Source organism: Halomonas sp. PGE1 (assembly GCF_013000985.1).
GTDB classification, from domain to species: Bacteria; Pseudomonadota; Gammaproteobacteria; order Pseudomonadales; family Halomonadaceae; genus Halomonas; species Halomonas alkalicola.
The window spans coordinates 53,204-72,457 of the sequence record NZ_CP053032.1; the positions used below are offsets into that span (position 1 = coordinate 53,204).

Consider the following 19,254-nt stretch of genomic DNA (forward strand, 5'->3'; position numbering starts at 1 on the left):
TACTGTATAAACGCACACATATTGGATGTATGACCAGTAGTCCTGAGATCAGGGCGCGCAGACTTCCCGGGAGGCCTCATGCTGACAGAGCTTGCCATTCGCGACTTCGCCATCGTCGACCACCTAGAGCTGGAGCTCGCCGGCGGCATGACCGCCATCACCGGCGAGACCGGCGCCGGCAAGTCGATCCTGCTCGGCGCCCTGGGGCTCTGCCTGGGCGAGCGCGCCGATGCCGGCAGCGTGCGCCACGGCGCCGAGCGCGCCGACCTCAGCGCCCGCTTCGACATCGCCGCGCTGCCCGAGGCCCGCGCCTGGCTCGCGGCCCGGGAGCTGCCCGAGGACGATTGCCTGCTGCGGCGGGTGGTGAGCGCCAATGGCCGCTCCAAGGCGTGGATCAACGGCCAGCCGGCCACCGTGGCCGACCTCAAGGCGCTGGGCGAGCGGCTGATCGAGATCCACGGCCAGCACGCCCACCAGGCGCTGCTGCGCAAGGAGACCCACCTGCGCCTGCTCGACGACTTCGCCGGCCACCGCGAGGCGGTGGGCGAGATGGCCGAGACCTTCCGCACCTGGCAGGCCGCCAGGCGCCGGCTCCGGCGGCTGGCCGAGGACGGCGACGAGCTGGCCGCCCGCCGCCAGCTGGTGCGCTATCAGGTGGAGGAGCTTGACCAGCTGGCCCTGGCCGAGGGCGAACTCAAGGCGCTGGAGGAGGAGCAGGAGGAGCTGGCCCACGCCGAGGAGCGCCTGCGCGAGGCGCAGTTCGCCGCCGAGTGCTGCGATAGCGACGAGGGCGGCGCCATGAGCCTGCTGACCCAGGCGATCAACCACCTCTCGGCGCTGCCGGGCAGCGACCGCGGCCGCCTGGCCGAGGCGCTCGCCATGCTGGGCGATGCCCGCATCCAGGTCGAGGAGGCCGCCCGGGAGCTCCACCACTTCGCCGAGGGCACCGAGCTCGACCCGGAGCGGCTGGCCTGGGTCGAGCAGCGCCTCGGCGAGGTACACCGCCTGGCCCGCAAGCACCATGTGATGCCCGAGGAGCTCACCGCGCTGCACCAGCGGCTGCAGGAGGAGCTGACTCGCCTGGAAGGCGGCGAGGAAGACCTCGAGACCCTGGAGGCCGAGGTGGACGCCCTGCGCGAGCGGTGGCGGGGGCAGGCCCGGCAGGTAGGCGACACGCGCCGCCAGGCCGCCACCCGCTTCGGCAAGGCGGTCCAGGAGCAGCTCGCCTTCCTGGCCATGGGCAAGGCGCGCTTCGAGGTCGAGGTGCTGGAGCGTGACACCCCCGCCGCCGAGGGCCTGGAGGGCGTGCGCTTCCTGATCAGCGCCAACCCCGGCCAGCCGGCCCGGCCGCTGGCCAAGGTCGCCTCCGGGGGTGAGCTGTCACGCATCAGCCTGGCCATCCAGGTGGTCGCCGCCCGACACTCCACCATTCCCAGCCTGGTGTTCGACGAGGTGGACGTGGGCGTCTCCGGCGCCACCGCCGAGATCGTCGGCCAGCTGCTGCGCCGCCTGGGCGAGCAGGGCCAGGTGATGACCGTGACCCACCTGCCCCAGGTGGCGGCCCAGGCCCACCGGCACCTGCATATCGAGAAGCGCGCGGAGCAGGAGACCACCCTCACCCGCATGGCGCTGCTCGACGAGGCCGGCCGGGTGGGCGAACTGGCGCGCATGCTGGGCGGGGTCAACCTCTCCGAGCGCACCCTGGCCCACGCCCGCGAGATGCTCGACGCCAGCCAGCGCCCCCACCACTGATCCCATCCGCCGGCGGCGCCCCCCCCTGAACGCACGCGGCCCCGATCGAGGATCGGGGCCGCGCTGAGCCGTCGGCGCCGGTCGTGGGACCGGCTCCCGGGGCGCTACTTCTTCTGGGGGGCGTCCTGGCGGGTCACGCTGGAGCCCTTGGGGCGCACATAGAGCACCAGGGCGTGGTCGACGAGGTCGAAGCCGTGCTCCTCGGCGATCTCCTGCTGGCGCCGCTCGATGGTCTCGTCGAAAAACTCGATGATCTCGCCGCTCTCCAGGCAGACCATGTGATCATGGTGCTCGTCCTGGGAGATCTCGAAGACGGCGTGGCCGCCATCGAAGTTGTGGCGCACCACCAGGCCCGCGGACTCGAACTGGGTCAGCACGCGATAGACGGTGGCCAGGCCGACGTCCTCGCCGGCTTCCAGCAGGGTCTTGTAGACATCCTCGGCGCTCATGTGGTGCTCGCCCTGGGCGTTCTCGAGGATCTGCAGGATCTTGACGCGGGGCAGGGTCACCTTCAGACCGGCCTTGCGCAGTTCATGGTTCTGGTCGGCCATGGTTGCTCTTCGCAGTATCGGGTAGGGTCGGGTATGATCGACCGAAACCACGATAGTGAAGAACAGGCGCAAATGCAAAAGTTGACAAGAATCGTCACCCTTTCTGCCGCCCTGCTGCTGGCCAGCGGTTGCAGCTACTTCGGGGTCTACAAGCGGGACATCCCTCAGGGCAACCTGGTCACCGCCGACATGGTGGAACAGCTGCGTCCCGGCATGACCCGCGACGACGTGGTCTACGTGATGGGCCGCCCGCTGCTGGAGGCGCCCTTCGACGCCAACCAGTGGGATTACGTGTTCCGTCTCGACGAGGCCTACGGCGGCGTGGAGCGGCGCCGCGTGACCCTGACCTTCGACGGCAACCGTCTGGTGGATATCCAGCGGGAGGGCAACCTGGAACGCGACATCGACCTGCGCTCAAGCGAGGGTGCCGGCCCCCAGGTGGAAGGCGCCGACCCGCTGGAGACCACCCCGACCCCGGAGCCGCAGCCCGAAGGAGGCGCGACCGTGCCCATGGGCGGCGAGCCGGCCAGCGATTTCTGACCCGCAGGCGACGCCCCTGGACGCCCCGCCGTGGCCCTGCCCGGCGGGGCGTCAGCGTTTTTCGGCGGCCCGGGCCAGCCGGGCCTGCTTGGGATCGATGGTCAGCGGGCGGTAGAGCTCCACGCGATCGCCGGCCCGCAGCCGATGGCTCGCCGGCTCGCGCAGTCGCCTGCCGAAGATGCCGAGGTCGGGCTGCTCGAACGTCTCCGCGGGCAGCTCGGGGAAGCGCCCCGGCAGGTCGGCCAGGACCACCGCCTCGTTGGCGGTGGTGCCAAGGGGCACGCTCAGCGCCACTACGGCCTGATGCCCGGGCAGGGCGAAGGCGACCTCCACCGCGATCTCGGCCATGGCTCAGCGCCCGTAGAGCTGATCGGCGCGGCGGGTGAAGGCCTCCACCAGCTGCCCCGCCACCTGCTGGAAGAGCTTGCCGAAGGCCATGCCCAGCAGGCGGTTGGCGAACTCGAACTCCATCTCCAGGCACACCTTGCAGGCGTTCTCGCCCATGGGGATGAACATCCAGCGCCCGCGCAGGCGCTTGAAGGGGCCGCTGACCAGCGACATCTCGATGCGCTCCGGCTCGATCAGGTCGTTGCGCGTGGCAATGCTCTGCTCGATGCCCGCGCGACCCAGGGTCATCTCGCCGATCAGGTGGGAATCATCCCGCTCGATCAGGCGGGCGCGACGACAGCCGGGCAGGAACTCCGGATAGCGCTCGAAATCGTTGACCAGGTCGAACATCTGCTGGGGGGTATGTCGCACCATGGCGGTTCGGTTGACCGTTGGCATTGAGCTCTCCGCTGACTTCACAGTGCCCAGGGCGTATCATGAGCCGTTATTTCAGGCCTTGAATGGTATCACGCTTCCCCCCATATCGAAGGGGCGGCCGCCAAGGGCACGGACAGACACGAGGTTTCATGGCCAACAAGAAAGGCAAGGGCAATGGGCCCAGCAGCAACGTCATCGCCCAGAACAAGAAGGCGCGCTTCGAGTACCACATCGACGAGGTCTTCGAGGCGGGCCTGGTGCTGGCCGGCTGGGAGGTGAAGAGCCTGCGCGCCGGCAAGGCGCAGCTCACCGATACCTACATCCTGGTCAAGAACGGCGAGGCCTGGCTGCTGGGCAGCCATATCATGCCGCTCAACACCGCCAGCACCCACGAGATCGCCGACCCCGTCCGCACCCGCAAGCTGCTGCTGCACCGGAAGGAGATCGCCAGGATCTTCTCGCGGACCCAGGACAAGGGGCACACCTGCGTGCCGCTCAAGCTCTACTGGAAAGGCAACCGGGTGAAGTGCGAGCTGGCGCTGGTGACGGGCAAGAAGCTCCACGACAAGCGGGCCACCGAGAAGGACCGCGACTGGCAGCGCCAGAAGGGCCGCATCATGCGGGAACAAAACAAGGCGTAGGCTGTCACAGTGACGCGCATCCTGATAGGATGCACGATCAAGGGGGCGACATGGTTTCGACGCCGGTGACAACCCCTGCGGTGCATGCCGAGAGCGTGATGTATCTCGTAAATCCAACATCACGACTAAATAGTCGCAAACGACGACAACTACGCTCAGGGCGCGCTGGCAGCTTAAACGCTGTTAGCTTCTAGTCCGGCCCCGAAGTGATGTGCCCATTCATCACGGAGGGGATATGAGCCAAGACTGATGGGATCGTGATCGGTAGCGTCCTCATGCCGGTTGCTAAATCTACGAGGAATCGCGTCGCTGGATCCTGACCGTTGGAGCCAGAGGCGTTAAATCAAATAACGGAATCTAAGCATGTAGAGCCAATGGGCGAGTGCTGGCGGACGCGGGTTCAATTCCCGCCGCCTCCACCAAACAGTCGACGAATCAAGCACCTACGGGTGCTTTTTTCGTTTCTGGCCCTGCCGGGCGGCTGCCATCGGCCCGTCATGATGCGTGCGGCAGAATGACCTGGCCTCCCCTGAGCACCCTGGCCTGCGACTTTGGTCGCAGGCTTGACTCGAAAACCACTTGATACCAGCCTCAGGGGGAGCCATTATCTGCGCCCACTCGTCATCCCCCCCTGCGGGGAGCCGGGCGAGGCCAAGACCGGGGTGGCATCGGGTCGGGGGCGCCGAGGCGCTTCACTACCGATAAGACCCTACCACTGTTGACATTTCCCGATCTGGATTCGAAACCCCATGAGCAAAGTCCTGATTATTGGCGCCGGCGGCGTCGGCGGCGTGGTGACCCACAAGTGCGCCCAGCACCCCGAGGTCTTCAGCGAGATCATGCTGGCCAGCCGCAACGAAGCGAAGTGCAAGGCGATCGCCGCCCAGCTGGATCGCCAGATCCAGACCGCCCAGGTGGACGCCGACAGCGTCGATGATCTGGTCAAGCTGATCGAGTCGTTCAAGCCCGACGTGCTGATCCACGTGGCCCTGCCCTATCAGGACCTGACCATCATGGAGGCCTGCCTGAAGACCGGCGTGCCCTACCTCGACACCGCCAACTACGAGCATCCCGACGAGGCGAAGTTCGAGTACAAGGAGCAATGGGCCTTCCAGGAGCGCTACCAGGCGGCCGGCAACATGGCCACCCTGGGCTGCGGCTTCGACCCGGGCATGACCAACATCTACTGCGCCTACGCCCAGAAGAACCTGTTCGACGAGATCCACCGCATCGACATCCTGGACGCCAACGGCGGTGACCACGGCTACCCCTTCGCCACCAACTTCAACCCGGAGATCAACATTCGCGAGATCACCGCGAAGGGTCGCTACTGGGAGAAGGGCGAGTGGAAGGAGACCGACCCGCTGGCGGTGAAGCGCAAGTTCGACTTCGACGGCATCGGCGAGAAGGACATCTACCTGCTCTACCACGAGGAGCTCGAGTCCCTCAGCCAGAACATCAAGGGCCTGGAGCGCATCCGCTTCTGGATGACCTTCTCCGAGAAGTACATCACCCACCTCAAGGTGCTCGAGAACGTCGGCATGACCAGCATCGAGCCGATCGAGGTAGGTGGCGCCAAGATCGCCCCGCTGGAGTTCCTCAAGGCGGTGCTGCCCGACCCGGCCTCGCTGGGCCCGCGCACCAAGGGCAAGACCAACATCGGCATCATCGCCGACGGCATCAAGGACGGTAAGCGTCGCAAGGTGTACATCTACAACATCTGCGACCACGAGAAGTGCTACGAGGAGGTCCAGTCCCAGGCGATCTCCTACACCACCGGCGTGCCGGCGGTGACCGGCGCCATGCTGATGCTGGAAGGGATCTGGAAGGGCGCGGGCGTGTTCAACGTCGAGCAGCTCGACCCCGACCCCTTCATGGCGCGCATCGGCGAGATGGGGCTGCCCTGGCAGGTGGTCGAGCTCGACCCCGACCACGACCCCCTGGCCTGAGCCATGGCGAACGCACGCGAGCAGAGCCCGGACTTCGATCTCAATTTCGACGTTATGGCCTGCCCCTCACCGGCCTATGTGGTGGACGACGCCCTGCTGCGCAAGAACCTGGAGCTGCTCGGGCAGGTCCAGGCGCGCAGCGGTGCGCGCATCCTGCTGGCCCTGAAGGGCTTCGCCATGTGGAACACCTTCCCGCTGGTGCGCCAGTACCTGGTGGGCACCACGGCCAGCGGGCAGGACGAGGCGCGCCTGGGGGCGGAGACCTTCGGCGGCGAGGTGCACTGCTACTCGCCGGCCTTCACCGAAGAGGAGATGTCGGTGGTGCTGCGCTACGCCGACCACCTGAGCTTCAACTCCCCGGGCCAGTGGCGGCGCTTCCGCGAGACCATCGCGGGCGCGCCGCGCCGGGTCTCCTGCGGCATGCGGGTCAACCCCGAGCACTCCACCGGTTCGGTGCCGCTCTATGACCCCTGCGCGCCGGGTTCGCGGCTCGGCACCCGGGCGGCCGACCTCACCCCCGAGGTGATGGAGGGGCTCGAGGGGCTGCACTTCCACACCCTGTGCGAGCAGAACAGCGACGACCTGGAGTCGACCCTGGCGGCTTTCGAGGAGCGCTTCGGCCACTACCTCGCCGGCCTCAAGTGGGTCAACTTCGGCGGCGGGCACCATATCACCCGTGCCGACTACGACGTCGAGCGGCTGGTGCGGGTGATCCGGGGCTTCCGGGAGCGCCATCCGCACCTCACGGTCTACCTGGAGCCGGGCGAGGCGATCGCGCTGAACACCGGCTACCTGGTCTGCAGCGTGCTGGATATCGTCGACAACGAGGGCCCCATCGCCATCCTCGACACCTCCGCCACGGCGCACATGCCCGACGTGCTGGAGATGCCCTACCGGCCGCACATCATCGGCGGCGGCGAGCCGAACGAGAAGGCCCACACCTACCGCCTGGGGGGCATGACCTGCCTGGCCGGCGACGTGATCGGCGACTACTCGTTCGATGCGCCGCTTAAGATCGGCGACCGCCTGGTGTTCACCGACATGGCCCACTACACCATGGTCAAGACCACCACCTTCAACGGCATCCGCCTGCCGTCGATCTGCCGCATCGACGAGGCGAGCCGCGAGGTGAGCACGGTCCGCACCTTCGGCTACGTGGACTACATGCAGCGGCTCAGCTGAGCCGAAGCCGGACCTGGCACCGCCACCGTCCCGCCCCCCCCCCTGGCGCCCGCCATAGCAGGTCAGCGCAGCGCCAGGATGCCCAGCCCCAAGGTAATCACCACCATGCCCAGCACGCGCCGCCGCCAGGCGGCGCGCTCCCTGAACAGGAAGATTGACAGCAGAGTGGCAAACACGATGCCGGCGTTGGTGTAGGCCACCACCTCAGCCGCCGGCAGCTCGCGCATGGCGTGGATGACAAGGGCATAGGCCAGGCCGATGCAGCTGCCACCGACCAGCCCCGCCACGGCGCCGATCCGCTGTGGCGGTCGCCAGCGCCGGGTCTGGCCATGCATACGCCAGGTCAGGCACAGCCAGGCGGCCAGGTAACCCACCGAGAGGAACCCGACCAGCGCCATGAACGTCGGCAGGTGCGGCGTGGCCGCCTTGTCGCTAAGCGAATAGAGGCTGGTCGCCAGCATGGCCAGCAGGGCCCACGGCAGCGCGCGACGGTCCGTGGCATGGCGCGCCGTCGAGGCCATGATCCAGAGGCCGAACACGCTGACGCCGATGCCCACCCAGGCCAGCAGCGGGAGCGACTGTCCCAGCAGCAGCGAACCCCATAGCGCGATGAGCAGCGGAGAGCTGCGCACCAGCGGGTAGACCAGCGCCACCGGAGCCTGCTCATAGGCACGGGCCAGGCCCAGGAAGTAGATCGCATTGGCCGTCGCCGAGACCGCCAGCAAGGCCACCAGCTCCAGCGACCACGCCGCGCGGCTTGCCAGTTCCCAGAAACCCCAGGGGGCAAACAGCAGCAGGTGCGCGAGCAGCACCCACCATAGCGGGTTGGCCTCCCGCGGCAGATGGCGCGCCATCAGGTTCCAGATCACGTGCATCGTCACGGACAGCGCCAGCGCCAGCGAGGCGCTCATCGATCATCCGCCGAGATCTCCACGATATCGCCATCGCCGGCCACCGCCACCCCTGGCGGCGTGTCGGCGCCTTCGGCGATCCGCCACGCGTCCAGCTCATGGCCGATATGGGTGAGCCAGGTACGGTGTGCTCCCGCCTCGGTGGCGAGCCGCCGGGCCAGGTGCCAGTCGTTGTGGTTGCGCGGCTCGTCCCGGGGAGGGAAGGTGCAGTCGAGCGCCATCTCGAACGCCCCCCACCCCTGCAGGAAACCCATGGTCCCGGGTGGCAGGCCGAGGGTGTCGGTGAGGTAGGCGAAGCGCCCGCCCTGGCCATCCTCGATGGCATAGCCCAGGGTGGGCTTGGAGTGGATGAGCGGCAGAGGCGTGAAGCGCAGCCCCCCCAACCTCGAAGGGCGCGTACTTGCGGGCCGTCTCGAAGGCCAGCAGGCCGGGGTGCTTGAAGAGGTCGGCACACCCCTCGCTGTCCGGCGGGCCGAAGACGGGAATCGCGTCACCGCGCCCCCAGCGCAGATGCAACAGTCCCTGCACATGGTCGGCATGGTAGTGAGTGAGCACGATGGCATCCAGCCAGCCAGGCGGGAAGCGCTCGTGGAGATCCATCAGCCCGGCATCGATCAGCACCCGGGTACCGCCGCTCTCGACCAGTGCGCTGGACGGCAGACGCACATGTCGCGGGTCAACCCTCGCCCGCTCGCAGGCCGGGCAGTCACAGCCGAAGAGGGGCACGCCCCCCACGGCCCCGGTACCGAGAAAGGTCACGCGCATGGCAGCACCTCCCGGTGGCCTTCCCGGATCAGCCGCACCAGGGCCTCGCCGGCATCCTCGATCGTGCCGTCGTTGTCGATCCGGTGGCCCGCGAGACCCTCCGTGCGCAGCGCCGCGTGGCGCGCCAGACGCTGCTCGATGGCCACCGGCGTCTCACGGCCACGCGCCAGCAGGCGCTCGCGCAGGGTCTCGGTGGAGACCTCGATGGAAACCGGCACCAGCCGCGGATAGCGCGCTCGAGCCTGTTCCAGATAGCCCCGCGAGCCGTTGACCACCACGCTGATGTCGCCCGCCAGCCAGGCATCGATCTCGATGCCGATGGCGTAGCGCAGGCCGTGGCTCTCCCAGTGCATGGCGAACATCCCGCGCACCAGCCGTGCGGCGAACTCCACCTCGCTCAGCGCCACGTGGTTCTCGCCACCGGCCCCGGCCTCCCGGGTGATGTAGCGGTGGGCGAAGCACGCCGCGCCCGTATCCGCCAGTCGCTGCCTGGCGTAGCTCATCAGGGTATCCTTGCCGCTGCCCGAGGCGCCCATCACGTAGATCAGGCGTGCCTCGCTGCCGTTCTCCCTGCCCATGCCCCTGCTCCTCATCCGTGGTCGAAGTGGGCGACCAGTGCCGGCACGCCCCCCGACCAGACCCGCTCGGCCTGAGGCAGCCCGCCCAGGGTCTTCACCGCCACCAGGTCGGCGCGCTGGCCCACGGCAATCTCGCCGCGATCGGCCAGGCCCGCCGCCCGGGCCGGATTTCGCGTCACCAGCGCCACCGCCTCGGCCAGCGAGATGCCGGCCAGGTCGGGGAGGCGCATCACCGAGGGCAGCAGGGCCGCCGGCGAGTAGTCACCGCACAGGCAGTCGGCCACCTCCGCCAGCACCGCATCCAGCGCGCGCATGTTGCCGGACTGGGACTGGCCACGCAGGATGTTGGGCGCACCGAACAGGGTCGCCATGCCCTGCCTGCGGGCCGCCTGGGCGGTCTCAAGATTGACCGGGAACTCGGAGATGGCCGCTCCCAGCGTCCTGACGGTCGCCACCTTCTCGGGCGTGTCATCGTCGTGGCTTGCGATGGCCACGCGCTGCTCGCGAGCCAGCTCGGCAAGCCCTTTCATCCGCTGCATGGCCCCCTCGGCGGCGGCCGCCTTCTGGGCCAGGAGCACATCGATCTGTGCCCCGTCGGTTCGGTAGGTGCGGGACAGGTAGGTGCGGTAGGCCTCGACATCGCGGAACTGCCCCTGGCCAGGGCTGTGGTCCATGAACGAGATCAGGTGGGCATGCCCCTCGTTCAACAGGGCCGCGATGACCGGCGGCGCCGAGTCGTCGGTGACCTCATAGCGAACGTGGACACGGTTGTCGATCAGGGCGTGGGCGCGCCAGTCGCCGATGGCCCGGGCGATCTCGGCGGCGAAGGCGTTGTTGCGCACCCCCAGCTCATGGTTGGCGAACGACAGGGCGTGGTACACGGTGGTGACGCCGGCCGTGGCGTTGCGCTTGTCGGCCTGGGCGCAGGCGAACTCCAGCGGGAAATGCACACCGGGGCGAGGCTCCACCTCCTTCTCCATGGCATCGCAGTGCAGGTCGATCATCCCGGGCATCAGCACCCGGCCGCGCAGGTCGAGCTCGATGGCCCCGGCATGGCCGGCGGGGTCCAGGGCGGCGATGCGCCCCTCCTCGATCAGCACGGCGACATCGTCACGCACTTCGTCGGGCAGCACCACGCGGGCATGGGTCAGCAGGATCGCGGTCATGGGGTCGTCTCCTCCAGCAGGGCGGAAGCAGCAACCGGCGAGGAGAGCGTCACCACACGGTCGGCCAGCCGCTCCACCAGTTGCGGCTGGTGGAAGATGGCGAGCATTCCCACCCCCTCCGCCTTGATGGCGTTGAGCAGGTCCACCACGCGGTCGGTGGTGGCAGGGTCGAGGCTCGCGGTGGGCTCGTCGAGGAGCAGCAGCCGCGGCCTGGCGATCAGGCCCCGGGCGAGGTTTACGCGCTGTTTCTCGCCCCCCGAGAAGGTCGCCGGCGGCACCCGCCACAGGCGCTCGGGCACGTTGAGCAGTTCGAGCAGCCCGCAGGCGCGTTCGACGGCGAGCTCGCGGGAGGTGCCGCGCATCACCAGGGGCTCGGCCACCACCTCCATCGCCGACTTGCGCGGCAGGCAGTGCAGGAACTGGGTCACGAAGCCCAGGTCCTGGCGACGCAGTTCCAGTATGCGGTGTTCGCTGGCCAGTGCCAGGTCGGTGATGGCGCCGTTGGCATCGCGATAGAGGATGCGGCCGCTGCTCGGCAGGTAGGTGCGGTAGATGGCCTTGAGCACCGAGGACTTGCCGGCGCCGGTGGGGCCCACCAGGGCGGTCAGCTCGCCCGCATGGACCGCCAGGTCGACCCGAGCGCAGGAGGGAATCAGCGCATTCTGGTCATGCAGCTGGAACTGCTTGGAGAGACCTTCGATCTCGAGAATAGGAGGGTGCACGTCGGGCTCCTTACAGCGCAGAGGCCACCAGACGCTGGGTATAGGCGTGCTGGGGGTCTTCGAGGATTTGGTCGGTCAGGCCGGATTCGATGATGCGGCCATACTTCATGACGATGGTGCGCCCCGCCAGGAGCCGGATAACGCCCAGGTCGTGGGTTACCACGATCATGGCGGTGCCCAGCTCCTGCTGGATCTCCAGGATCAGGTCGAGGATGCGCGCCTGCACCGAGAGGTCGAGCCCGGTGGTCACCTCGTCGAGGTAGAGCAGCGGGGGCTGGGTGGCCAGCGCCTTGGCGATCTGCACGCGCTGCTGCATGCCACCGGAAAACTGCCTGGGAGACTCGTCCATGCGCTCCGGCAGCACCTCGGTACGCGCCAGCAGCCGTCGGGCACGCTGACGAATCTCGCCGTAGTGGGTCAGGTCGCTCATCAACAGGCGCTCGGCGATGTTGCCGCCGGACGACACATTGAAGTTCAGCCCCAGGTGGGGGTTCTGGTAGACCATGCCCAGGCGGTGGTTGCGCAGCCAGCGTTGCTGGGCGGCATTCAGGCTGAACAGGTCCCACTGGCGCGCCTCATCGAAGAGCAGCGCCTCTCCCGCGGTGGGCTGGTCATCGAAGTACAGCGTCTTGACCACGGTGGACTTGCCACTGCCGGATTCGCCCATGATCCCCAGGATCTCGCCCTGGTGCAGATCGAAGTCGATCCCGTGGCAGGCCACGACCGAGTGACAGTGCGGACAGATGTTGGTGTCCATCTCCGGGCCGGTGCTGTCGGTACACTGGGCGCAGCCGTGACCGTGAATCTTGGTCAGGCCGCGCACCTCGAGAATCTTCTTCATGACATCGCCTCCCCGGGGATGGTGTCGTGTTCGGCCAGGCGCGAGTGGCAGTAGTCGGAATCGGAGCACTGCCACTGCTTGTTGCCGTCGTCGTCGATCAGCTCATCGAGGAAGCTGTCGGTGGCGCCGCAACGGGCACAGGGTCGGCGCGCCCCCTGGGCATCGCGGAAGTCCTCGACGCGAAACGGCACATCATCGAAGGCCAGCGGCTCGGCCCGGGTGTAGGGCGGCACGGCGTAGATCTTCTTCTCGCGACCGGCACCAAGCAGGATCAGCGCCGGGCTGTTGTCCAGGCGCGGTACGTCATAGCGCGGGATCGGGCTGGGGTCGATCACGTAGTGGCCGTTGATACGCGTCGGATAGCGGTGCGAGATGGTGATCTCGTCGAACTGCACGATGTCCTCGTAGAGCTTGGTGAGCAGCCGCGAGTAGTCGGCCTCGCCGTGCATCACCTTGCGCCGCGCCTCTGAGGGCTCCACCACCACCAGCGGGTCGGGATAGGGCACCTGCAGGATCATCACCTGGGACTCGCTCAGCGCCACTTCGGGGATACGGTGGCGGGACTGGATCAGGCTCGCCTCGGTAGTGCGTTCGGTGGTGTCGACGCCCGGGCAGGTCAGCTCGACGAAGTGACGAAGGTTGACCGCGTTGACCGAGTCGTCGGCACCTTGGTCGATTACCTTGAGGGTGTCGCCCTCGCCGATCAGCGACAGCGTCACCTGCAGGCCACCGGTGCCGAAGCCACGCCCCATGGGCATCTCCCGCGAGGCGTAGGGGGTCTGGTAGCCGGGAATGCAGATCGCCTTGAGGATGGTGCGGCGCACCTCGCGCTTGGCGTACTCGTCAAGGAAACCGAAGCTGTAGGCCGCATCATCCAGCGGCAGTTCATAGCTCACGTTCATGACTCGACTCCTTGCGAGGACTGAGCGGCATCGGCCTTGCCCTGGGTGGTGCGCAGGCGGTCCATGTCGGACTGGAAGGTGACGTAGTGCGGCATCTTGTAGTGACTGGCAAAGCCCATCGAATCAACACCGTCCACGTGCAGCAGCACGAACTCCGGGTCCTCCGAGGGGTTGGCGGGGCCGTCACGCATGCCCTTCTGCAGGGCCCGGTCAAGGATCGCCATGGAGATGGCCTTGACCTCGTTGTGGCCGAAGCAGGCGCCATAGCCGAGGGTGAAGGTGGGGGGGCCATCGCTGTCGGCGCCCTCGTACATCGCCACCACCTCACACTCGGTGACCAGCACCTCGCCGGCCTCGACCGGCTCCCCGGTGACCGGATGCGGCAGCACCACGGGCAGGTAGCCCACGCGAAGCTCGGCAATGGTGGGGTGCACGTCGCCGTAACCGCGCATGTTCGAGTAGGCGATGGCCAGCAGCGAGCCGGTCTCGGCGCGCGCCATGGTGGCCAGCGCCGCCGAACGTGGCACCGGGAACACCAGCGGGTCACGGGTGATATCGAAGGCAGCCTCCCGCGAGCGCGTGAGCGGCGGCAACAGCCCCTCCTCGCGCAGGGCGTCGACCACCTTGGGGTAGCTGTCGGGCAAGTCGCTGTCGGCAACCCCTTCCATGAAGCGCCGCGAGACGGAGCGGAACGCCTCGGGTGACTCGTCGGCCAGATCGAGGCGCATCAGCCGCAGCGCGTAGTCGGTGGTGGGGCCGAGCATCTGCCCACCGGGGATGTCCTTGAAGGCACTCGAGATGCGTCGGATCAGCCGCATCTGGCGTGTCTCCTGCACCGGCAGGTCGAGCAAGCGCGGCTTGGTGGAGCGGTAGGCACGCAGCGCGAAGGCCGCCTCCAGGGTATCGCCCTGCATCTGCTTGATGGCCAGCGCCGCCAGGCGCGGATGATAGAGCCCCCCCCTCGGAGACTACCCGGGAGGTGAGCAGCCGCAACTGCTGCTCGATAGCAGTAAGGCTCAGCGGTGTGCCGGCCTCGCCTTCGGCGCAGCGCAGCGCCTCCATGGCGGCCTCGGCCCCGGCGATCGCCCGGCCGCCGCCCTTGATGGCAACATATCCCATCAGTGCACTCCTTCTACAGTCAGCCGAGTGGTACGCGGTAGCACCGCCACCGCCTGCTCACTCGCCAGGACCAGGTCCACGCCCAGGGGGAAGTGGACGTTCCACTCGTCGCGCAGTCGCCACCAGGCGGGATCGACGCCGGCTACCCGCAGCGTCTGCTCGGCCTGGATTCCCGGGCCGGTCAGGTGCAGTTCGATGCCCTCCTCCAGCGCCGGCACCTGGATGATCAGGGTGGCGCCCTGCTCGGGGTTCTCCAGCGAGCCTAGGCGGGGCGTCACCTCCGGCGGATGGGCGCCGGTGCAGAGCACGAAATCGGCGGATTCGACCGCGCTGCTGCGCACGCCCAGGCGCCTGACATCATCCTCCGACAGGCGCCGCTCGGGATCGGCCAGGCGGGAGGCACCATCGGTGAGGGTCGCCAGCAGCAGTAGGGTGGCCAACTCACCGTCGTCGGCCAGGCGCACGACCCGTCCCGGGTAGGAGAACGCCGTCAGCAATCCCCGGAAGGCTCGCTGCTGGCGTGGCGGCTGCCAGACGCCCATGCGGACATCGCGAGGGGCATCGAGGGTCATGGGATCATTCATCGCCATCCTCCTCGGCAGTGCCCAGCAGGGCGAAATCCACGCGGGTGGCGGCCAGCAGGGCGCGCCGCTGGTGGTCGCTTTCGGCCACCACCGTCGCCCCCTGCGCCAGCAGCTCGACGGCGCTCTCGTGGCCCGGCAGGCGGGCACTCACGGCGGCGTCGAGAATGGCCAGGTCACGCACCAGGCCCACCCGGTCGTCGACCAGGGTGGCCGCCCCCTCTACCGGGCCCTGTGCCGGACTGGCCAGTCGCACCTGCGAGCGGGCCAGGGGCACCTCGCCGATGAAGTAGGTCTCGCCCAAGGCGCTGTCGGCGAGCGGCATCAGCCCAAGGCCGGACTGCGCCAGCTCCAGGTCCTCGACCTCGTAACGCTCGGCCAGCTGTCGTGCCGTGGCCCGCACCAGCGTCGCAGGGAGCGCCGACCAGAGCCGCAGCCACTGCCCTCTGGGCCATTCATTCATTGAATTCATGGGATTGCCTTGCATGTCGGTTGGCGATCAGATCAGTCGGGCACGGATGCGCGCCTGCAGCTGATCGAGCAGGAAGACGAAGATGAAGATGGCGATCAGGATGGTCATCACATGGCCATACTGGAACATGTCGAAGCGGCCCTTGAGCTCCTGGCCGATGCCGCCTGCCCCCACCAGCCCCACCACCGTGGCCATGCGCAGGTTGCGGTCCATGATGTAGGCGGTGTAGGCGATGTACTGCGGCAGCACCTGGGGCAGCACGCCGTACCACAATGTCTTGATCTTGCCGGCACCGATGGCCTCCAGTGCCTCCTGGGGCTTCTTGTCGGCGTTCTCGATGTCCTCGGCGTAGAACTTGCCGAGGAAGCCCGCGGCATGCAGGCCCAGGGCCAGCACCCCGGCAATCGGGCCGAAGCCATAGGCCAGCACCAGAAACAGGGCCACGATCAGCTCGGGAACGGAGCGCAGCAGGCTGATGAACCCTCGGGCGGCGGTGTAGGTGAAGCGGTTGGCGCTGTAGTTGCGCGCCGCGAAGTAGGCCAGGGGAATGGAGAGCACCACCGAGAGCAGCGTTCCCCACAGGGCGATCTCCAGGGTCTCGACCATCTTGACGAAGACGGTCCAGACGTAGCCGAGCGGCTTGACCAGCACCTCGACCTGCTCGGTGGCCGCCTCCAGTTGCAGCGTCTCGAGGTTCATGCGCTGCTCGACACGCTCCTGCACCTCGATGTAGGAGAACAGGGGCAGGCGGTCGCGATCGAGGTCGCCCATGCGGTTGACCTCCTCGACCTCGCCGATCACCGGGGGCCACATCGCCGTGCCGACTCGCGAGAGGCCGCGCACCACCTGGGAGTCATCCGCCACGCCGATCAGGTTGCCCACCGCCTGGGTGGTCATCGCCACCATGCGATCCATGTCGGTACGCTGGCCGGTCACCAGCAGCAGGGCAACGATCAGCACCAGCCACAGCAGGTGCCTGGCGCTGTAGGGGGGCGACAGGTGCCACTTCACTTCCGCCCCCTTGGGGGGCACGGGAATAGGTCGCGTCGTCATGGCTCTCTCCTTACGCCAGGGAGACATTGGTCGTGCCTACAGCCAGCGATGACCCGTCCGCTTCTTCCGATGTGGTGTCGTCCCACACCGCGCCGTGGTAGAGCGATTCCACGCACTCGTCGGTGAAGGCCTCCGGCGAGCCATCGAAGACGACCTGGCCATCGCGCATGCCGACGATGCGGTCACCGAACTCCCGCGCCAGCTCGACCTGGTGCAGGCTGCACAGCACGGTGGCATTGCGCTCCCGCGCCGCGTCGCGAATCAGGCTCAGGATGTCGCTGGAGATCTTGGGGTCGAGGCTGGCGACCGGCTCGTCGGCCAGCACCACCTCGGGGTCGAGCATGAAGGCCCGGGCGATACCGACGCGCTGCTGCTGCCCGCCGGAGAGATCCCCGGCGCGGCGCTTGAGGTGTGCCGGGGAGAGCCCCACCTGGGCGAGCAGCTCGCAGGCCTTCTGGCGCTGCTCCGGCCGGAACCAGCCCGACATCGCCCGCATGGTGGATACCGTGGGCAGCAGCCCGGCAAGCACGTTGGCGGCCACGCTCATGCGGTTGGTCAGGTTGAAGTGCTGGTGGACCATGGCCACGCGACGGCGCAGCGCCGACTGGGTCCTGACACTGAGCTCGGTGCCATCGATCACCACCCGCCCCGAGGAAGGCTGCATCAGGCCGTTGACGGCCCGTAGCAGGGTGGACTTGCCCGCCCCGGAGGGGCCCAGGATCACGCAGAACTGCCCACGGGGTACCTCGAGGGAGACATCGCGAATGGCGTGGGTGCCGTCGGGCCATACCTTGTTGAGTGACTCGAAGCGAATCATGTCATTGCCTCTTGCTGACGCCCGGGCGGTGCCGGCCCGTGGTAACGGGCCGGCCTCCCGGGGCGTGAAGGGGGAACCGGCCGCTCAGCGGACGCTGCTCTTGCGGATGATGTCCTGCTTGAGGGGATCGTTGACCCGCTCGAACATCTCGCCGGCCTTGGTCATCACCTCTTCGCTGACGTCGGCGGTGTAGCCGTCCACCCGGCCGCCGCCGTAGCCGCGAATCTGCTCTGGGGTGATGCCCGGCAACTGGTCGATGCGGTTGAAGACGTCGCGCAGGGTCGCCTTGACTCCCCCATCGACATCGGGATGGATGGCCAGCGGCGGGTAGGGAATCGGCTCGCTCTTGGCCACCACGGTGATCCGGCTCGGGTCGATCGACCCGCCGTTGACCGCGCGCTCGTAGGAATCGAAGGAGGCACCGCCGGCATCCACCAGGCCCTCGGCCAGGGCCTGGAGCACGTTGGCGTGGCTGCCGGCCATGTTGATGGCACCGAGATCGTTCACCGGGTCGATCTCCGCCTCGAGCATCATCGCCAACGGCACCGCGAAGCTGGAGGTGGAGTTGACGTCGCCCAGCGCCACCCGCTTGCCGGGGAAGTCGGCCAGTGTCTCGATGCCGCTGTCGGCATGGGCGAAGAGGCCGGAGTAGTAAACGGAGCCGCCGTCGCGCACGGCCAGCGCCAGCAGTTCGGCGCAGCCCTGATCGCGGGCCTGCAGGTAGCTCAGCGGGCCAAACCAGGCGATGTCGGCCACGCCGTTGCACATCGCCTCCACCACCGAGCCGTAGCTCTGGCCCACCTTGATGTCGAAATGCAGGCCGGTCACCTGCTCGATGGCCGAGAAGACCGGCTGGAAGTCGCGGCGTGTGCCGTCCTCGGTTCCGCCATCGGCGGGCACCAGGATCACCCGCAGGGGGCTGCCGGCGCTGCCGTCGTTCTGCGTGGCCATGGCGGCAAGCGGAAGCGCCAGCAGCAGGGTGGCAGCGGCAAGCGGTTTGATCGAGGCAAGAGGTTTCAGATACATTGCAGGAGCTCCTGTGGGGGGAATGACGTTCAGCGAGGTTTGCGAGACCTTCATGGGTTGAGGCGCAGTTGGATCCGGTCTGCGCGGAACCGGGTGATGGCGTACTCGACCGGGGTACCATCCCGGTCATTCACGTTCACGCTCTTGACCCGCAGCACCGGTCGGTTCTGCGGCATGCCCAGCATCCTGGCGTCGTCCCCTTGCGGGAGCACCGCCGTCACCAGGCTCTCGGTACGACGCAGTCGGCAGCCGTAGCCCGCCTCCAGCAACGCATGCAGCGAATCGCGCTCGAAGCGCTCCAGCAGATCGGGAAAGCGCTCGGCCGGAGCGAAGTGCGAGATCACACACAGCGGGCGCCCCTCCACCAACCGCAGCGTCTCGATCCAGTGCACCGCCTCTCCCACGCCAATATCCAGCCGCTCGGCCACTCCTGCGATGGCGCCGAGGGTCTGCTTGCGCAGGATGCGCAGGTCGGTTATCAGGCCGAGCGAGGCCAGGTTCTCGGTGAAGCGGGTCGCCTGGGTGATCCGGTAGTCCAGTTGGGTATCCAGCACGAACACGCCGAGCCCATGGCGCCGCTCCAGCAGCCCCGCCTCGACCAGCTCATCCACGGCACGGCGCAAGGTATGGCGATTGACGCCGAACTGTTCGGCGAGGGCGGTCTCGGAGGGCAGGCCGTCACCCGGGACGAAACGGTGACGCACCTCCTGTTCGAGTCGGCTGGCGATCTGGCGGTAAAGGGCCAGCCCGGACTCACGGTCAACGGCGTAGAGGCTCATGTGTAGTCGTCTAGATAAGTGGACAGGTGCCACACTAGCGACGCTTGATGACGGCAAGGTGTCGGTTACGTGATAGTTGCCTTGCGCACCGCGGCACTTTCCAGCGGCGGCCCTGGCCTCTAAGGTGGAGGAAACCCATCGT

Annotated in this window: 21 protein-coding genes, 1 other RNA gene and 2 pseudogenes; 6 read left to right on the forward strand and 18 right to left on the reverse strand. The window is 67.8% G+C overall.

Annotation, left to right across the window (positions count from 1 at the left end):
* Positions 1 to 78: 78 nt before the first annotated feature.
* Positions 79 to 1,752 carry a DNA repair protein RecN gene (gene recN, locus HIR79_RS00250; RefSeq protein WP_169955906.1) on the forward strand — a complete coding sequence of 558 codons (1,674 nt, stop codon included), beginning with the start codon at positions 79 to 81 and terminating at the stop codon, positions 1,750 to 1,752.
* 104 nt (positions 1,753 to 1,856) lie between these two features.
* Here recN and fur read toward each other — a convergent pair whose 3' ends face one another.
* On the reverse strand, positions 1,857 to 2,303 hold the full coding sequence (gene fur / locus HIR79_RS00255) for a ferric iron uptake transcriptional regulator (protein WP_169955908.1): 447 nt from the start codon (positions 2,301 to 2,303) through the stop codon (positions 1,857 to 1,859).
* Between the two features lie 72 nt (positions 2,304 to 2,375).
* Here fur and HIR79_RS00260 point away from each other — a divergent pair, with 72 nt between their 5' ends.
* Positions 2,376 to 2,843, forward strand: a complete 468-nt coding sequence (locus HIR79_RS00260) for an outer membrane protein assembly factor BamE (RefSeq protein ID WP_169955910.1) — start codon at positions 2,376 to 2,378, stop codon at positions 2,841 to 2,843.
* 51 nt (positions 2,844 to 2,894) lie between these two features.
* Here the strand turns inward: HIR79_RS00260 and HIR79_RS00265 are convergent, their stop codons facing one another.
* Together HIR79_RS00265 and HIR79_RS00270 are read right to left on the reverse strand one after the other, a co-directional pair.
* Positions 2,895 to 3,191, reverse strand: a complete 297-nt coding sequence (locus HIR79_RS00265) for an RnfH family protein (RefSeq protein ID WP_169955922.1) — start codon at positions 3,189 to 3,191, stop codon at positions 2,895 to 2,897.
* Positions 3,192 to 3,194: 3 nt separating this feature from the next.
* Entirely contained in the window at positions 3,195 to 3,629 is a 435-nt protein-coding gene (locus tag HIR79_RS00270) for a type II toxin-antitoxin system RatA family toxin (protein ID WP_110070004.1), read from the reverse strand.
* Positions 3,630 to 3,757: 128 nt separating this feature from the next.
* On the opposite strand from HIR79_RS00270, the gene smpB reads away from it, so the two are divergent.
* The 4 genes from smpB to nspC all read left to right on the forward strand — a co-directional run bounded on the left by smpB (position 3,758) and on the right by nspC (position 7,380).
* A complete protein-coding gene (smpB, locus tag HIR79_RS00275) occupies positions 3,758 to 4,249 on the forward strand; it encodes an SsrA-binding protein SmpB (protein ID WP_169955924.1) in 492 nt (163 codons plus the stop codon).
* A 41-nt stretch (positions 4,250 to 4,290) separates the two neighbouring features.
* Positions 4,291 to 4,671, forward strand: a transfer-messenger RNA (tmRNA) gene (gene ssrA, locus HIR79_RS00280).
* A gap of 327 nt (positions 4,672 to 4,998) precedes the next feature.
* A complete protein-coding gene (locus HIR79_RS00285) occupies positions 4,999 to 6,198 on the forward strand; it encodes a saccharopine dehydrogenase family protein (protein WP_169955927.1) in 1,200 nt (399 codons plus the stop codon).
* A 3-nt stretch (positions 6,199 to 6,201) separates the two neighbouring features.
* Positions 6,202 to 7,380 carry a carboxynorspermidine decarboxylase gene (gene nspC, locus HIR79_RS00290; protein WP_169955929.1) on the forward strand — a complete coding sequence of 393 codons (1,179 nt, stop codon included), beginning with the start codon at positions 6,202 to 6,204 and terminating at the stop codon, positions 7,378 to 7,380.
* Between the two features lie 62 nt (positions 7,381 to 7,442).
* On the opposite strand, the gene HIR79_RS00295 is transcribed toward nspC, so the two are convergent.
* From HIR79_RS00295 to phnF, 15 genes and pseudogenes are all read right to left on the reverse strand, one after another.
* Positions 7,443 to 8,291 carry an EamA family transporter gene (locus HIR79_RS00295; RefSeq protein ID WP_110068992.1) on the reverse strand — a complete coding sequence of 283 codons (849 nt, stop codon included), beginning with the start codon at positions 8,289 to 8,291 and terminating at the stop codon, positions 7,443 to 7,445.
* Entirely contained in the window at positions 8,288 to 8,674 is a 387-nt protein-coding gene (locus HIR79_RS18605; RefSeq protein ID WP_283241846.1) for an MBL fold metallo-hydrolase, read from the reverse strand. Before HIR79_RS18605 ends, HIR79_RS00295 begins: the two co-directional genes overlap by 4 nt.
* 88 nt (positions 8,675 to 8,762) lie before the next feature.
* A pseudogene (locus HIR79_RS18775) lies at positions 8,763 to 9,056 on the reverse strand (MBL fold metallo-hydrolase); the annotation flags it as partial.
* Positions 9,047 to 9,634, reverse strand: a complete 588-nt coding sequence (phnN, locus tag HIR79_RS00305) for a phosphonate metabolism protein/1,5-bisphosphokinase (PRPP-forming) PhnN (protein ID WP_110068994.1) — start codon at positions 9,632 to 9,634, stop codon at positions 9,047 to 9,049. The gene phnN and the pseudogene HIR79_RS18775, both read right to left, overlap by 10 nt.
* A gap of 11 nt (positions 9,635 to 9,645) precedes the next feature.
* On the reverse strand, positions 9,646 to 10,800 hold the full coding sequence (locus HIR79_RS00310) for an alpha-D-ribose 1-methylphosphonate 5-triphosphate diphosphatase (protein ID WP_169955931.1): 1,155 nt from the start codon (positions 10,798 to 10,800) through the stop codon (positions 9,646 to 9,648).
* Positions 10,797 to 11,522, reverse strand: coding sequence for a phosphonate C-P lyase system protein PhnL (gene phnL, locus HIR79_RS00315; protein ID WP_110068996.1), 726 nt, complete (start codon positions 11,520 to 11,522; stop codon positions 10,797 to 10,799). Before phnL ends, HIR79_RS00310 begins: the two co-directional genes overlap by 4 nt.
* A 10-nt stretch (positions 11,523 to 11,532) precedes the next feature.
* Positions 11,533 to 12,363: an ATP-binding cassette domain-containing protein gene (locus HIR79_RS00320; RefSeq protein ID WP_110068997.1), complete on the reverse strand. Its 831-nt coding sequence runs from the start codon at positions 12,361 to 12,363 to the stop codon at positions 11,533 to 11,535.
* On the reverse strand, positions 12,360 to 13,265 hold the full coding sequence (locus HIR79_RS00325) for an alpha-D-ribose 1-methylphosphonate 5-phosphate C-P-lyase PhnJ (protein WP_169955933.1): 906 nt from the start codon (positions 13,263 to 13,265) through the stop codon (positions 12,360 to 12,362). The genes HIR79_RS00320 and HIR79_RS00325 overlap by 4 nt, the downstream gene beginning before the upstream one ends.
* A pseudogene (locus HIR79_RS18320) lies at positions 13,262 to 14,212 on the reverse strand (carbon-phosphorus lyase complex subunit PhnI); the annotation flags it as partial. The pseudogene HIR79_RS18320 and the gene HIR79_RS00325, both read right to left, overlap by 4 nt.
* A 171-nt stretch (positions 14,213 to 14,383) precedes the next feature.
* The gene (gene phnH / locus HIR79_RS00335; protein WP_169955935.1) at positions 14,384 to 14,968 is read right to left on the reverse strand and encodes a phosphonate C-P lyase system protein PhnH; all 585 of its coding nucleotides are present in this window, start codon (positions 14,966 to 14,968) and stop codon (positions 14,384 to 14,386) included.
* A complete protein-coding gene (locus HIR79_RS00340) occupies positions 14,961 to 15,437 on the reverse strand; it encodes a phosphonate C-P lyase system protein PhnG (RefSeq protein WP_110069001.1) in 477 nt (158 codons plus the stop codon). Before HIR79_RS00340 ends, phnH begins: the two co-directional genes overlap by 8 nt.
* Before the next feature lie 27 nt (positions 15,438 to 15,464).
* Positions 15,465 to 16,490: a phosphonate ABC transporter, permease protein PhnE gene (gene phnE, locus HIR79_RS00345; protein WP_110069002.1), complete on the reverse strand. Its 1,026-nt coding sequence runs from the start codon at positions 16,488 to 16,490 to the stop codon at positions 15,465 to 15,467.
* A 10-nt stretch (positions 16,491 to 16,500) separates the two neighbouring features.
* A complete protein-coding gene (phnC, locus tag HIR79_RS00350; protein WP_169955937.1) occupies positions 16,501 to 17,307 on the reverse strand; it encodes a phosphonate ABC transporter ATP-binding protein in 807 nt (268 codons plus the stop codon).
* A gap of 84 nt (positions 17,308 to 17,391) precedes the next feature.
* Positions 17,392 to 18,333, reverse strand: a complete 942-nt coding sequence (locus HIR79_RS00355; protein ID WP_110069004.1) for a phosphate/phosphite/phosphonate ABC transporter substrate-binding protein — start codon at positions 18,331 to 18,333, stop codon at positions 17,392 to 17,394.
* A 50-nt stretch (positions 18,334 to 18,383) separates the two neighbouring features.
* A complete protein-coding gene (phnF, locus tag HIR79_RS00360; RefSeq protein WP_169955939.1) occupies positions 18,384 to 19,112 on the reverse strand; it encodes a phosphonate metabolism transcriptional regulator PhnF in 729 nt (242 codons plus the stop codon).
* Positions 19,113 to 19,254 lie beyond the last annotated feature (142 nt).